This is a genomic window from Roseburia amylophila, assembly GCF_025567465.1.
GTDB lineage: Bacteria > Bacillota > Clostridia > Lachnospirales > Lachnospiraceae > Roseburia_C > Roseburia_C amylophila.
In genome coordinates, this window is record NZ_JAOQKI010000006.1 from 1 (window position 1) to 14,505 (window position 14,505).

Below are 14,505 nucleotides of genomic sequence, written 5' to 3' on the forward strand. Positions count from 1 at the left end.
TCCCTGGAACTGTCCCTGCTGCGGCTGTCCCTGGAACTGTCCCTGCTGCGGCTGTCCCTGGAACTGTCCCTGCTGCGGCTGGCTCTGGAACTGTCCCTGCTGCGGCTGACTCTGGAACTGTCCCTGCTGCGGCTGCTCCTGTACCGGTGCTGCCTGCTCTGCCGGCTGCTCCTGTACCGGTGCTGCCTGCTCTGCCGGCTGCTCCTGTACTGGTGTTTCCTGCTCTGCCGGCTGCTCCTGTACTGGTGTTTCCTGCTCTGCCGGCTGTTCCTGTACCGGTGCTGCCTGCTCTGCCGGCTGTTCCATCTCCCCCTTTAATTTCTGGCCACAATTCGGGCAAAAATCTGCATCATCACCCACTTGTGTGCCACAATTTCCACAAAATGCCATTTTCATTTTCCTCCTTGGTTTTACTATGATATGTTACTTGCTTTTATACATTAACAAGTTAAACTATTTCAATTCTACACAATATTTTGTGGTTGGTCAATCAATTTTACCAAGAATTTACACTTTAAATCTTATAATTTTCTAGCACAGGCAAGTGCTAATGCTCCCGGTCCGATATGGCAGGATACATTTAAAGAAAGCGGATCCATCATAATGTCTGTAATTCCAAATTCTGCTTCCACTTCTTTGCGGAATTCCATCGCTGCACTTATATCTCCAGTGTATGCAATACAAAGCTGCATCTCATCCTGACACTCCTTAAAGCGGGATGCATAGTCATCTTTTACTGCTTTTATCATAATGCTTTTTGCCTGCTTTACCGTTCTGGCTTTTGCAAAAGCATCCAGCTTTTCACCCTGAATCTGTAATACCGGTTTTAATTTCAACAATGTTCCCAGTGCTGCTGCTGCCGGTGTAATTCTTCCACCTTTTTTCAGATAGTAAAGGGTATCTACCATGATATAAATGCTGGACTGGAATTTTGCATCCTCTAAAATATCTTTAATCTCTTTTCCGCTCTTGCCACTCTCTGACAGCCTGATTGCATCAAATACGGACTGTTTCTGTGTTACAGAAATTCTCTGATTGTTTACTACAAAAACCTTGCCCTCATACTCTTCATCTGAAGATAATGCTGTTGCTGTCTCACAGGAACTGCTCAATCCACTGGATAAAGGAATGTATACTATTTCATCATATTCTTTTAAAAGCTCATCCCAACGGTCTGTAAGGTCTCCTACTGCCGGCATGGATGTTGAAATCTCAGCTCCATCTGTCAGATGCTCATAAAATGTATCCTGTGTCAGATTGATATCCTCAAACAGTGTTTCACCATTTATAAAAAAAGGCATTGGTAATACGCTAATCCCTAACTGCTGCGCTTCTGCCTGACGAATTCCACTGGAACTGTCTGTAAGAATAACTACCCTTCCCATTTTTCTTCCTCCTTGCTATTCAGACTTCATGTTACACAATGAAATAATTGTAACATATTTTGCAAATCAAAACAACTGCCCCCAAAAACTAACATCAGGAAAAAAACTGCATAGCAAAACTCCTGACTGCATTATCCGCAGCCAGGAGCTCTCTATCCTTACTTTTCAGTAATATATTTTATTTTCTTATTACATCATTCCCATACCTGGGTTTCCTGCCGGCATTGCAGGAGCATCTTCTTTGATATTTGCTACAACAGATTCCGTTGTAAGTAATGTAGATGCTACAGATGTTGCATTCTGCAAAGCACTTCTTGTAACCTTAACCGGGTCAAGGATACCAGCTTCTACCATATCTACATATTCTTCTGTTGCTGCATTAAATCCGATACCAGGAGCCGACTCTTTTACTTTATTAATAATAACTGCACCTTCAAGACCTGCATTTGCGGAAATGTAATACAATGGAGCCTCCAATGCTTTTAAGATAACCTTTGCACCGGTCTTCTCATCACCTTCCAATGTCTCAGCAAGCTTTGCAACCTCTTTGGATGCATGGATGTATGCAGAACCGCCACCTGCGATGATTCCTTCTTCGACTGCTGCTCTTGTTGCATTCAAAGCATCTTCCATACGAAGTTTTGCTTCTTTCATTTCTGTCTCTGTTGCAGCACCAACACGGATAACTGCTACGCCGCCTGCCAGTTTTGCAAGTCTTTCCTGTAATTTTTCTTTATCAAATTCAGATGTTGTCTCTTCAAGCTGTGCACGAATCTGGCCGATTCTTGCCTGGATTTCTTCTTTATTTCCTTCACCATCAACGATAACGGTGTTCTCTTTCTTAACCTTAACAGATTTTGCACGGCCAAGCTGTGCCATAGTAGCATCTTTTAATTCCAGGCCAACTTCTTCTGAAATTACCTGACCACCGGTAAGGATAGCGATATCTTTTAACATTTCTTTTCTTCTGTCGCCATATCCTGGAGCTTTTACTGCTACAACGTTAAATGTTCCACGCAGTTTATTTACAATCAATGTAGTTAAAGCTTCACCCTCGATATCTTCAGCAATGATAAGAAGTCTGGAACCGGACTGAACAATCTGTTCTAACAGTGGAAGGATTTCCTGAATGTTGCTGATTTTCTTATCGGTAATTAAGATGTACGGCTCATCTAAAACTGCTTCCATCTTATCCATATCTGTGCACATATATGCGGAAATGTATCCACGGTCAAACTGCATACCTTCTACCAGGTCAAGCTCTGTCTGCATGGTCTTGCTCTCTTCAATGGTAATAACACCATCATTGGAAACTTTTTCCATTGCGTCTGCTACCATGTTGCCAACGCTTTCATCACCTGCGGAAATAGATGCAACTTTTGCAATCTGGTCTTTTCCGGTTACTTTAGAAGACATTGCTGCGATTGTTTCAACTGCTTTTTCAGTTGCTTTCTTCATACCACGTCTTAAAACGATTGGGTTTGCACCAGCCTCTAAGTTCTTCATTCCTTCCTGAATCATTGCCTGTGCAAGAACGGTTGCTGTTGTAGTACCATCACCGGCGACGTCATTGGTCTTGGTTGCTACTTCTTTTACAAGCTGTGCGCCCATATTTTCGAATGCATCTTCCAATTCGATTTCTTTTGCAATGGTAACACCATCGTTTGTGATTAATGGAGCTCCATATGATTTATCCAGTACAACGTTTCTTCCTTTTGGTCCGATTGTTACTCTGACTGTATTTGCCAGTTTATCAACTCCAGCCTCTAATGCTGTTCTGGCTTCTGTTCCATATTTGATTTCCTTTGCCATAATTTCTTACCTCTTTCTTCTATTTTCCTATTTTATTATTTGTTTTATTTACCAATTATCAATTCGATTATTCTACTACTGCAAGAATATCATTCTGCTTTACGATGATATATTCTTCGCCATCCAGTTTTACTTCTGTTCCGGCATATTTAGAATAAATAACCTTCTGTCCTTCTTTTACCTGCATGGTAACTTCTTTGCCATCTACCACTCCGCCAGGACCAACTGCGATTACTTCTGCTTCCTGTGGTTTCTCCTGTGCAGCACTTGCTAAGATAATTCCGGATTTGGTTTTTTCCTCTGCTTTTAACTGTTTTAATACAACTCTGTCTGATAATGGTACTAATTTCATGATTCATTGCCTCCTTGATTCGGTCTCTTTGTTTTCTTTCTTTTTTATTAGCACTCATTCAAGCCGAGTGCTAACCGATAGTCATATAATAGTTTCTGCGTCTCTTTTTCGCAAGCCTGACCATTTTTTATTTTTCTTTTGTTTCCTTATATTTACTCTTAATATCTCGTTTTTTCTCTCGTTTTCTCACTTTCTTCAATTTGTAACGATTTAATACTTTTTTTAGATTTGTTTATGAAATCAGTCCAAAATGCTCCAATCCCTTATAAATGCCGTCTTCGTGCAATGGTGCTGTGATATAATCCGCTGCTTCTTTTGCTGCTTTGGTACCATTTCCCATGGCAATTCCATGCTGCACATGCTTTAACATTTCCACATCATTGATACTGTCTCCAAATGCATAGGTATCTTCTTTCTCAATACCAAGAAGTTCACAGGTTTTTTCGATGCCGGACGCTTTGGAAAATCCTTTTGGAATAAACTCTGCGCATGCCGCATCATGCACCAGCGGTGTGAAATTCTCTTCCAGATGGGAAAGTACCTTAAGATAAGCATCATCCGGTGTGGAGCAGGAAAACTTACTGATTTCCATAATTGCTTCATTTCCCGTTACCGGCAGCAAATCCTCTCCCAATGTCTCTTTTAGTCTCAAGCCATAAGGGTCTTCTTCAAATTCTTCCAGATCCATATACAAATTCCGGCTTCCCTCATATACCGTAGGAATTCCATACTCTTTTAATATATGTATGGTATCCTCTATCAATTCCTGTTCTAATTTTTTATAAAAAAGTGTTTTTCCATCCATCTCTATCCAGGTACCGCAGCCTGCCACAATTCCGTCGAATCCCAGTGCCAGCAATCTTTCATCCTGAATAAATGCTCTGGTTCTTCCGCTGCAGAGAAATGCCAGCTGTCCATTTTCCCGCAGCTTCCGGATTGCTTCCTTTGTGCTCTCCGGTATCACAAAATGCTCGTCCCACAATGTTCCATCAATATCAAAAAATACTGCTTTCCTGCTCATTCTCTTTATGTCCTTTCGCTGTTTTCTTCTCGCTCTTTTTGTCACAAGGGTTATTTTATGCCCCAAAAGCAGAATGTGTCAACCACGAAAAAGCCGCCTGCCACAGTTCACCTTCCGGCGTCACCATAGTCAGACGACTTTCTTCTATCATTATATTGTAATTTTCATTACTGTACAGAAAGATAAGAATATCCCATCAGACTTTCGTCTACTTCACGGGCTGCTTCTCTTCCTTCACGGATTGCCCATACAACCAGGGACTGTCCACGATGCATATCTCCTGCTGTAAAGACATTTTCCACGTTGGTCTTGTAATGACCGGCTTCTGTTGCCACATTGGTTCTGGCATTTAAGTCTACGCCGAATGCTTTGGCAATGTAATCTTCTGTTCCAAGGAAGCCTGCTGCAATCAGAACCAGATCACAATCTAACTTGCTTTCGGAGCCCGGTACTTCCACCATCTGCATCCGTCCGGTCTTTTCATCCTTTTTGCCCTCTAATTTTACGGTTTTTAATCCGCAGAGCTTACCGTTCTTGTCTTTTAAGAACTCTTTTACGGTTGTCTGGTAAATACGAGGGTCGGAACCGAACATGGCAATTGCTTCTTCCTGACCGTAGTCTGTCTTGCAGACTCTTGGCCACTCCGGCCATGGGTTGTTCTCTGCACGCTCATCCGGTGCTTTTGGCATCATTTCAAGCTGGATGACACCGGCTGCGCCGTGACGGATAGAAGTTCCGACACAGTCATTTCCGGTATCTCCACCACCGATGATAACTACTTTCTTTCCCTTGGCAGAAATATATTTGTTATCTTTAAGCTCGGAATCTAAAAGGCTCTTGGTAGTTGCCTTTAAGAAATCTACTGCAAAGTAAATGCCTTCTGCATCTCTGCCCGGAGCTTTGATGTTTCTTGGATTCTTTGCTCCACAGGCTAAGATGACACGGTCATATTCTTTTAAGAGTTTTGCCGGCTTGATGTCTTTTCCAACATTGGCATTGGTAATAAACTCGACACCCTCTTCTTTCATTATATTAATCTTACGGTCAATAACCCATTTTTCCAGCTTCATATTCGGGATCCCATACATCAAAAGTCCACCGACACGGTCATCTCTTTCAAATACAGTAACGGAATGTCCTCTTTTATTCAACTGGTCTGCTGCTGCAAGTCCGGCAGGACCGGAACCGATGATTGCAACCTTCTTTCCAGTACGGACTCTTGGAGGTTTTGCTGCCGCATATCCTTTTTCATAGGCATTTTCAATGATTCCATGCTCATTTGCCTTACAGGTTACCGGGTCTTCCCAGTGTCCACAGGTACAGGCTGCTTCACAAAGTGCCGGACATACTCTTGAGGTAAATTCCGGGAAGTTGTTGGTCTTGGTCAGACGGTTATATGCCTGCTCCCAGTTGTTGGTATACAAAAGGTCATTCCACTCCGGTACCAGATTATGCAGCGGACATCCGCTGGTCATTCCCATGATATTCATACCAGCCTGGCAGAACGGCACGCCGCAGTTCATACAACGTGCTGCCTGTACTCTTTGTTTTTCTTTTGAGAGAGGGGTATGGAACTCGTTAAAGTTCTTGATACGCTCCTTTGGTGCAACCGCTGCTGCATTCTCTCTGTCATATTCCATAAATCCTGTTGGTTTTCCCATTTTGCGTCCCCTCCTTAATTTCTTGTATTCGCATAAAATGCTTCAATCTGTGCCTGTTCGGAAGACAATCCTTTTTCTTCCATCTGAACAATTGCCATTAACATACGATTATAATCGTATGGAATTACTTTCTTGAACTTCGGCAGATACTCACTGAAGTTATCTAAGATTTCTTTTCCCTTTTCAGAATTGGTCAAAGCTACGTGTTCTTTAATCATATCTTTTAATTCCATAACATCGTATTTGTTTCCGACTTCTTCTGAGAATACCATTTCCTTATTGATTCTGGTATAAAGGTCGTTGTCCTCATCTAATACATAAGCGATACCACCGCTCATTCCGGCTGCAAAGTTTTTACCAGTCTTACCAAGGATAACCACACGGCCACCGGTCATGTATTCACATCCATGGTCACCGACACCTTCTACTACTGCAGAAGCTCCGGAATTTCGTACGCAGAAACGTTCTCCTGCCACACCACTGATAAATGCTTTACCACTGGTTGCACCGTAAAGTGCTACGTTACCGATGATGATATTTTCATCCTTCTTATATTTCACACCTGCCGGAGCGTAGACAACCAGTTTTCCACCGGAAAGTCCTTTTCCGAAGTAATCGTTGGAATCTCCTACCAGTTCTAAGGTAAGTCCCTTTGGAATGAATGCGCCAAAGCTCTGTCCGCCGGCACCGGTACATTTTACGATAAAGGTATCTTCCTCTAAAGTATCGTCATATTTCTTTGTAATCTCGGAACCAAAGATGGTGCCAAAGGAACGGTCTGTATTGCTTACTTCTACATCAATGCTTCTCTTCTGTTTCTTATCCAGTGCAGAAGAAAGCTGTTTTAACAGTACAGTTTCGTCCTTGGTCTTCTCCAGTTCGAAATCGTATACATGTTTTGGATCAAATGTAACTTTCTCCTTTGGTCCTGCAAACGGGTTATTCAAAATCTTGGAAAGGTCGATTTCTTTTTCCCGGTCTGTCAAATCCTCTCTTACCCGGAGAAGGTCACTTCTTCCTACCATTTCATCAATGGTACGGCAGCCTAACTTCGCCATGATTTCTCTTAATTCTTCTGCAATAAACCGCATGAAGTTTTCTACATATTCCGGTTTTCCCGCGAAACGTTTCCGAAGCTCCGGATTCTGTGTTGCGATTCCGGCAGGGCAGGTATCCAGATTACATACACGCATCATCACGCATCCCATGGTTACCAGCGGTGCAGTTGCAAATCCGTACTCTTCTGCTCCAAGCAATGCAGCAATTGCTACATCACGGCCGCTCATCAGCTTACCATCTGTCTCGATTCTTACCTTATTACGAAGTCCGTTCATAATCAGAGTCTGGTGTGTCTCTGCAAGTCCAAGTTCCCAAGGAAGTCCTGCATTATGGATAGAACTGCTTGGTGCTGCACCGGTACCACCGTCATATCCGGAAATCAATACTACCTGCGCTCCTGCTTTGGCAACACCGGCTGCGACTGTACCCACACCTGCTTCTGATACCAGTTTTACGGAAATTCTTGCATCACGGTTGGCATTCTTCAAATCATAAATCAACTGCTCCAAATCCTCGATGGAGTAGATATCATGATGAGGTGGCGGCGAAATCAAGGATACACCCGGTGTGGAAAGTCTTGTCTTTGCAATCCAAGGATATACTTTCTTGCCCGGAAGGTGTCCACCTTCACCAGGTTTTGCACCCTGTGCCATCTTAATCTGAATCTCTTCTGCACTGACTAAGTAACGGCTGGTTACACCAAACCGGCCGGACGCTACCTGCTTGATTGCAGAACATCTGTCTAAGCTTGTATGTTTACTTGCGATACGGTCCGGATCTTCTCCACCCTCACCGGTATTGGATTTACCATGTAAATGGTTCATGGCAATTGCCAGTGTTTCATGGGCTTCCTTGGAAATAGAACCATAGGACATCGCACCTGTTTTAAATCTTGTTACAATAGAATCTACGCTTTCTACTTCTTCAATCGGAACACCTTTTTTCGGGAAATTGAAATCCATCAGTCCACGAATATTTGCATCACGCTCTTCGCTGTTTACAAGATCTGTGTACTGTTTGAAAAGGTTGTAATCTCCACGTTTGGTTGATTCCTGTAAAAGGTGGATGGTTGCCGGATTGTAAAGATGGCTGTCTGCGCCACTTCTCATCTTGTGACGTCCCTTGCTGTCTAAAGTAAGGTCTGTCTCTAATCCCAATGGATCATAGGCTGCAGAATGCAGAGTATCTACATCTTTTGCAATGTCTTCCAGTGTAATTCCACCGATACGGCTTACGGTATTTGTGAAATATTTATCAATTACTGCGGAGTCAATACCAATTGCCTCAAAAATCTTAGAACCCTGATAAGACTGAATGGTTGAAATACCCATTTTGGAAGCAATTTTTACGATACCACTGATAATTGCCTGATTGTAATCATGGATTGCTGCATAGTAATCCTTGTCTAACATATGCTCGTCTACTAACTGCTTTACGGTATCCTGTGCCAGATATGGGTTGATTGCACAAGCACCATAACCAAGCAATGTTGCAAAATGATGTACTTCTCTTGGTTCACCGGATTCCAGAATCATGGCAACTGCAGTTCTCTTCTTGGTCTTTACCAGATGCTGCTGCAAACCGGATACTGCCAGAAGGGATGGGATTGCCACATGGTTCTCATCAATGCCACGGTCGGAAAGAATCAGGATATTTGCACCGTCACGGTATGCACGGTCTGCTTCTACAAACAGATGATCCAATGCTTTTTCCAGGCTTGTATTTTTATAATATGTAGTAGGAAGAACCACAACCTTGAAGCCTTCTACTTTCATATTTTTAATTTTCATCAAATCTGTGTTGGTAAGAATCGGGTTATCTACCTTTAATACCTGGCAGTTAATCGCCTTTTCTTCCAGCAGGTTACCATCTTCTCCGATATATACGGTAGTTGATGTTACCACTTTCTCACGAATGGAATCAATTGGCGGGTTTGTTACCTGTGCAAATAACTGTTTGAAATAATTAAACAGTGGCTGATGGTCTCCTGCCAGTGCTGCCAGCGGAGTATCAATACCCATTGCAGAAGTTCCTTCTCCTCCGTTTAATGCCATCGGAAGGATTGCTTCACGCAGTGATTCGTAAGTATAACCGAATGCTTTCTGCATTCTCTGACGCTCTTCTTTGGTATATTCCGGAACACGCTGATTTGGAATCTTTAAATCCTCCAGTTTAATCAGGTTACGGTCAAGCCATTCACCATAAGGCTGTTTGCTTGCGTAATACTCTTTTAATTCATCATCATTGATGACTCTTCCCTGGATGGTATCTACTAAGAGCATTTTACCCGGACGAAGTCTTTCTTTTACAACAATCTTGGTCGGATCAATATCAAGTACTCCGACCTCGGAAGAAAGAATCAGCTGGTCATCATCGGTAATATAATATCTGGAAGGTCTTAATCCATTACGGTCAAGAACAGCTCCCATGACATCTCCATCTGAGAAAAGAATGGAGGCTGGTCCATCCCACGGCTCCATCATGGTTGCATAGTACTGATAGAAGTCTTTCTTCTTCTGGGACATGGTATTGTTATTTGCCCATGGCTCCGGAATCATAATCATAACTGCCAGTGGTAAATCCATTCCACTCATTACTAAGAACTCTAAGGTATTATCTAACATTGCTGAGTCAGAACCTTCGGAATTAATAACCGGAAGGACTTTCTGCAGTTCCCCTTTCAGTTCTTCGGACTCCATGGTCTCTTCACGGGCAAGCATCTTATCTGCATTACCTTTGATGGTATTAATCTCTCCGTTATGTACAATGAAACGGTTCGGATGTGCTCTCTCCCAGCTTGGATTGGTGTTGGTTGAGAATCTGGAATGTACGGTTGCGATTGCAGATTCATAATCTTTATCCTGAAGGTCTGCAAAGAACTGACGCAGCTGGTCTACTAAAAACATTCCCTTATATACGATGGTTCGGCTGGAAAGGGATACTACATAAGTGTCATCATTGGACTGCTCGAATACCCGTCTTGCCACATACAGCCGGCGGTCAAAATCAAGTCCCTTGGCTACTTCAGCTGGACGTTTTACAAATCCCTGCATGATATATGGCATACAGTCTACTGCTTTCTGTCCCAGTTTATCCGGGTCAGTCGGAACTTTTCTCCATCCTAAGAATTTCATTCCTTCCTTTTCCACGATAACCTCAAACATTTTCTTTGCCTGATTCCGTTTCAGTTCATCCTGTGGGAAGAAAAACATTCCGACACCGTAATCTCTTTCTCCACCAAGTTCAATATCTGATTCCTTTGCTACCTTGGAGAAAAATTTGTGTGATACCTGAAGCAGAATACCAACACCGTCACCGGTTTTTCCTTCTGCATCCTTACCAGCTCTGTGCTTTAAGTTCTCTACGATTTTTAAAGCATTTTCTACCGTCGCATGGGATTTGATACCTTTGATGTTTACCACAGCTCCGATACCGCAGTTATCATGTTCAAAATTCGGATTATACATACCCTGTGCTACTGCTGTACTTTCATTCCACTGTTCTGTCATAATCGTTCCCTTTCTGCTTTCTCTTTATTTTCTGTCTTACTTTGTTACCTGCACTCTGCTGCTTTAAAGTGCTTTTATTTTCTGAACTAAGTTTACACCCGGCGTAATATACTTTGCAATAGTTTTTTTCTTGCTATTGTCTGATTATTAGACAATTCATTTTATATTCTTTTATTGTATTTATATTTATCAGTTTTTTGCATATAAAAAAGGCTTATCAAAACAATTCAACGTGTTCTTTGTTGAAAATATTTTTTCATAAGCCTTTTGAATTTGCCCGCTATTTTAAATTGTGTCTGAATTGTTTCTATGTTATTCTGGAATTTCTTAGGAAGGTTTTGAGTGTATCTGCCTTTTCATCGAATACGGATATTACATAAGGACTGTAAGGGGCACTGGGAATTTCGATATACTTTTTTACCTATCCGGCAACCGGTGCAAATTCACATCCATGTTCATATGCACCTCACCGGCACATCCCTGTGCCAGCGTTGCCAGTATATCAAACGAAATTCCCAGTGCCCCTAAACAGCCCTTATTATATATCTGTATTTCGATGAAAAGACAAATAAGCATCAATATCCATAAGATTTACCATGTTTTTAATACCATCTGCAGTAGCTGCATTCCCCTTAAAGGCATCAGAATCATCACTACAGCCATCATACACCCAGGATAAAGCCATATGGGTAATAACATACGCATATGGACGAACATTCTCCTGCAGCATGTTGTACATACCCTTATCACTTTCATATCCCGGTCCACCATATCCATAGTAGGCTACTGCTGAAAGCAGTGCATCATTGGATACGGAAGTTGTATATTGTCCATTGCTCGGATTTGCTTTACTTGGTTCCAGACAACAAACTACGTTTCCATCCGAAAGACTATACTGGTGTGTCTGATAGCCATTGTAATTAATCGTCTTTTCTACAGTTAAATCTACATTAAAATCATAGTTTCCAGAGGCATAAGTTTTAACTACCAATCCCTCATCGGCACTGTTAAGAGCAATCTGCTCCGCTTCATGCTCTTTGTTTTCTTCTGCCGCCTTGCGTACCAGTTCATCAAAGTTATCTGAAAGAATCGATTCTTCCTGCTCCGGTAAACTTTCCGCAAAAGCAGTCAGCGGACTGGCTGCCATACAGACACATAATGCTGCAGCCAGGAACGCTTTTAACTTTTGTTTTACGCTAAATTTCTTCATACTTTCTATTTTCCTCCTTCCATTTGCTAAAAGAAAGCATATCCTTGTGAAAATACTTTTCACAAGATGTTACGGTATTCGTCAAAGTCCTGTACAAGTACAGACTTTTCCTCATTACACGCACAAAAAAAGAACCGATAGCATTATCAGTTCCCAGTTACCTTTATATTTTGTTTTCTATCCTCCCTTCCACTAAGCTATACGTACCGGATTCCGGTACAAGTATCTATAAAAAAAGGACTCAAAGTAAAACTACCTTGAATCCTTCTCTTACCATCTTTATATAAAATCTATTTCATTAATTAATGGATATACCGGAACCTACCGGTCCAATTTCTCCACATCCACTACACTGTGCATAAGGTGCTACATCCTGTACCCATACCTGTTTTGTTTCCGCATCATGATGAACGGTTCCTGTTTGAACCTGTACATAATCTATCCTATAGCTTCTTCCACAAGTATAACCGCTTTCCTGTGCATGTTGGTCAATTATTCCCGTTATATCAGCACCACACTGATTACAAATTGTTTTTGCCTGTGTTTCATATACCGGCTCGTCCCAGGCTTCTTTAACAACCTGTGTCTCATAATGACCGCTGCCCTCATGCAGCACCCAGGTATGAACATGTGCCGGAGCTGCACTATTGTCAGAAGTATTGGTGTTATTACTGCTTCCAGTTGTTCCACTGGCATTACTGGTCGTTGTTCCGGCTGATGCAGTACTGCCTGCACTTGCCTTATTGCCGGAATTGCTGTTGCTCTTATTTGATTTGCTTGTATTATTGTCAGATGGCTGTGCTGCAGTATTCTCTGCACTGGAAGTATTGCTCTCCAGTTTTCCAGTGGTCTCCTGCTCTGCAACTGCCTCTGTTTCCGGCTCTTCTGTCTCTGTAGCTGCTTCCAATTCTTCCGTTGCCGGCTCTTCTGCCTCTGCTACCTCTTCGGTAGCTTCTGTATTTATAACAGATTCCTTATCAGCGGTAGTATCTTTTTTCCCGCCGCAGGCTGCCATACTTACTGTTACCATCAACATTGTTACAATCATCGCTAATCTTTTCTTCATAATGATTCCTCCCATCAGCTTTTCTTTTTTGTCAATTATAATATAACAAATACTACAGCTTAACCATATTGTCGATTGCCTCTTCCACCGCAGCATTTAAACTTTTTCCATGCTCCATAGCATAGATTGCAATAGTTCTATGCAATTCCGGACTAATTCTTACATTAAAAGTCCCCTTATAAGGTTGCTCTGGCTCAATATTTCTCTCCTTACAATCCTCAAGATATTCATCCACTGCATTATGGAAATCCTGCTCTAATTCCTTTACGGATGCCCCTTCATAGGAAATCAGCGATTTAATACCGATTACTTTACCAAATAAACAATTATCTTCTTTCGAAAACTCTACTGTACCATTATAATTTTTGTATGATAGTAAGTCACTCATAATACGCCATCCTTTCTTAGTTTTTCAATCACCTGGTCTAAAATATAGCGTTTTAATGTCCCATTAGGATGAGGTCTATGAAAATTTATCACTTCATTAGAACCATCCTTTATAAATTTTACCCCTGAACCAGTGCCTCCCTGTTTTAATTCATATCCCAAATAGGAAAGTAATGATACCATTTCATCAAAGGTAAAATCTTTTGGCTTCTGCAAAAGTTTCTCTAATAATTTATCCTTTCTGCTCATAAATTTCTTCTCCTTTTATATTATACTCCCTGCTCACAGCAGATGCAACTAAAATTAGTTGCACTCACATATATGCCTTTTATACCTTGCCATTAAAAACATTCTGTTCTGACATCATCCCAGCAAAACTCTGGATGTATTATTTTCTGATGTTCATCTATTTCACATATTCTTGAATAGATTTTATTACATACCTCGGCTATAAGTGTATTAATATTCTTTTCTAATGGATATTTGTTTTGCGTATCCGAAAGATATGCTGTTTCATTATTAAATATCGGGCAATATAAATAACATCCATCCTCTTTCCGAATTAACGAAATATCGAAAAAATTTCGGTTCACATTTAATGTATAAATATTTAATTCCAATAAAAAAGTTAAATACTTTCCAAAATCATCCAATCTTGTAATACTTTTTACATCATCCACAAATTTTTCTATTCTATTGGACCTCTGCAACATCTTTCCCCGGTTCTTCATACTTAGAAAGTCTCTCCTCCAACTCCTTTACTCTTTTCTCAAGATGAAGTATACAACTCATCATTTCCGGAATATATGGAGCTGGCGTATTTTCTTTCTGTTCCCATTTTTGATACGTTCTTGTTGGTATTCCAAAGTATGCTGCAAACCGGCTCTGACTTAATCCAGTTTCCTTTCTCATCTTTGTTATTTCCACCAGTATTGTATCTTCTTTCATAATATAGTGTACCTTCCAGTTCTAATAATTTTTCTACCCATACTATACCCTATTAGGGTACAGGTGTCAACAAGCAATCCAGGATAGTTGTCATA

13 protein-coding genes are annotated in these 14,505 nt (G+C 41.3%); all 13 read right to left on the bottom strand.

Going from position 1 to position 14,505, the window contains the following annotated elements; translation table 11 throughout:
* A partial coding sequence (locus OCV43_RS04800) for a zinc-ribbon domain-containing protein (RefSeq protein WP_262623542.1) occupies window positions 1-390 on the bottom strand: 390 nt, incomplete at its 3' end.
* 131 nt (window positions 391-521) lie between these two features.
* Window positions 522-1,385, bottom strand: a complete 864-nt coding sequence (locus OCV43_RS04805; protein ID WP_262623543.1) for a DegV family protein — start codon at window positions 1,383-1,385, stop codon at window positions 522-524.
* A gap of 189 nt (window positions 1,386-1,574) precedes the next feature.
* Window positions 1,575-3,197, bottom strand: coding sequence for a chaperonin GroEL (gene groL / locus OCV43_RS04810; RefSeq protein WP_022242509.1), 1,623 nt, complete (start codon window positions 3,195-3,197; stop codon window positions 1,575-1,577).
* A 67-nt stretch (window positions 3,198-3,264) separates the two neighbouring features.
* Window positions 3,265-3,549, bottom strand: coding sequence for a co-chaperone GroES (gene groES, locus OCV43_RS04815; protein ID WP_022242508.1), 285 nt, complete (start codon window positions 3,547-3,549; stop codon window positions 3,265-3,267).
* 232 nt (window positions 3,550-3,781) lie between these two features.
* Complete coding sequence (locus OCV43_RS04820; RefSeq protein ID WP_262623544.1) at window positions 3,782-4,570, bottom strand: Cof-type HAD-IIB family hydrolase; 789 nt, start codon at window positions 4,568-4,570, stop codon at window positions 3,782-3,784.
* 167 nt (window positions 4,571-4,737) lie between these two features.
* The gene (locus OCV43_RS04825; RefSeq protein ID WP_262623545.1) at window positions 4,738-6,231 is read right to left on the bottom strand and encodes a glutamate synthase subunit beta; all 1,494 of its coding nucleotides are present in this window, start codon (window positions 6,229-6,231) and stop codon (window positions 4,738-4,740) included.
* Window positions 6,232-6,245: 14 nt separating this feature from the next.
* Window positions 6,246-10,799: a glutamate synthase large subunit gene (gltB, locus tag OCV43_RS04830; RefSeq protein ID WP_262623546.1), complete on the bottom strand. Its 4,554-nt coding sequence runs from the start codon at window positions 10,797-10,799 to the stop codon at window positions 6,246-6,248.
* A 538-nt stretch (window positions 10,800-11,337) separates the two neighbouring features.
* The gene (locus tag OCV43_RS04835; RefSeq protein WP_262623547.1) at window positions 11,338-12,009 is read right to left on the bottom strand and encodes a thioester domain-containing protein; all 672 of its coding nucleotides are present in this window, start codon (window positions 12,007-12,009) and stop codon (window positions 11,338-11,340) included.
* A 298-nt stretch (window positions 12,010-12,307) separates the two neighbouring features.
* Window positions 12,308-13,075: a hypothetical protein gene (locus OCV43_RS04840; RefSeq protein ID WP_262623548.1), complete on the bottom strand. Its 768-nt coding sequence runs from the start codon at window positions 13,073-13,075 to the stop codon at window positions 12,308-12,310.
* 52 nt (window positions 13,076-13,127) lie between these two features.
* A complete protein-coding gene (locus OCV43_RS04845; RefSeq protein WP_022242502.1) occupies window positions 13,128-13,463 on the bottom strand; it encodes a type II toxin-antitoxin system HicB family antitoxin in 336 nt (111 codons plus the stop codon).
* Window positions 13,460-13,711: a type II toxin-antitoxin system HicA family toxin gene (locus OCV43_RS04850; protein ID WP_022242501.1), complete on the bottom strand. Its 252-nt coding sequence runs from the start codon at window positions 13,709-13,711 to the stop codon at window positions 13,460-13,462. The genes OCV43_RS04845 and OCV43_RS04850 overlap by 4 nt, the downstream gene beginning before the upstream one ends.
* 92 nt (window positions 13,712-13,803) lie before the next feature.
* Window positions 13,804-14,193, bottom strand: a complete 390-nt coding sequence (locus tag OCV43_RS04855) for a hypothetical protein (RefSeq protein ID WP_022242500.1) — start codon at window positions 14,191-14,193, stop codon at window positions 13,804-13,806.
* Entirely contained in the window at window positions 14,156-14,410 is a 255-nt protein-coding gene (locus OCV43_RS04860; protein ID WP_022242499.1) for a helix-turn-helix domain-containing protein, read from the bottom strand. Before OCV43_RS04860 ends, OCV43_RS04855 begins: the two co-directional genes overlap by 38 nt.
* Window positions 14,411-14,505: the final 95 nt, after the last annotated feature.

What these genes read in the sequence shown, in the direction of transcription:
- OCV43_RS04860 (WP_022242499.1), bottom strand. Translation starts at nt 14,410, where the DNA reads ATGAAAGAAGATACAATACTGGTGGAAATAACAAAGATGAGAAAGGAA.
- OCV43_RS04825 (WP_262623545.1), bottom strand. Translation starts at nt 6,231, where the DNA reads ATGGGAAAACCAACAGGATTTATGGAATATGACAGAGAGAATGCAGCA.
- OCV43_RS04805 (WP_262623543.1), bottom strand. Translation starts at nt 1,385, where the DNA reads ATGGGAAGGGTAGTTATTCTTACAGACAGTTCCAGTGGAATTCGTCAG.
- OCV43_RS04820 (WP_262623544.1), bottom strand. Translation starts at nt 4,570, where the DNA reads ATGAGCAGGAAAGCAGTATTTTTTGATATTGATGGAACATTGTGGGAC.
- groES (WP_022242508.1), bottom strand. Translation starts at nt 3,549, where the DNA reads ATGAAATTAGTACCATTATCAGACAGAGTTGTATTAAAACAGTTAAAA.
- OCV43_RS04840 (WP_262623548.1), bottom strand. Translation starts at nt 13,075, where the DNA reads ATGAAGAAAAGATTAGCGATGATTGTAACAATGTTGATGGTAACAGTA.
- OCV43_RS04850 (WP_022242501.1), bottom strand. Translation starts at nt 13,711, where the DNA reads ATGAGCAGAAAGGATAAATTATTAGAGAAACTTTTGCAGAAGCCAAAA.
- OCV43_RS04835 (WP_262623547.1), bottom strand. Translation starts at nt 12,009, where the DNA reads ATGAAGAAATTTAGCGTAAAACAAAAGTTAAAAGCGTTCCTGGCTGCA.
- OCV43_RS04845 (WP_022242502.1), bottom strand. Translation starts at nt 13,463, where the DNA reads ATGAGTGACTTACTATCATACAAAAATTATAATGGTACAGTAGAGTTT.
- gltB (WP_262623546.1), bottom strand. Translation starts at nt 10,799, where the DNA reads ATGACAGAACAGTGGAATGAAAGTACAGCAGTAGCACAGGGTATGTAT.
- OCV43_RS04855 (WP_022242500.1), bottom strand. Translation starts at nt 14,193, where the DNA reads ATGAAGAACCGGGGAAAGATGTTGCAGAGGTCCAATAGAATAGAAAAA.
- groL (WP_022242509.1), bottom strand. Translation starts at nt 3,197, where the DNA reads ATGGCAAAGGAAATCAAATATGGAACAGAAGCCAGAACAGCATTAGAG.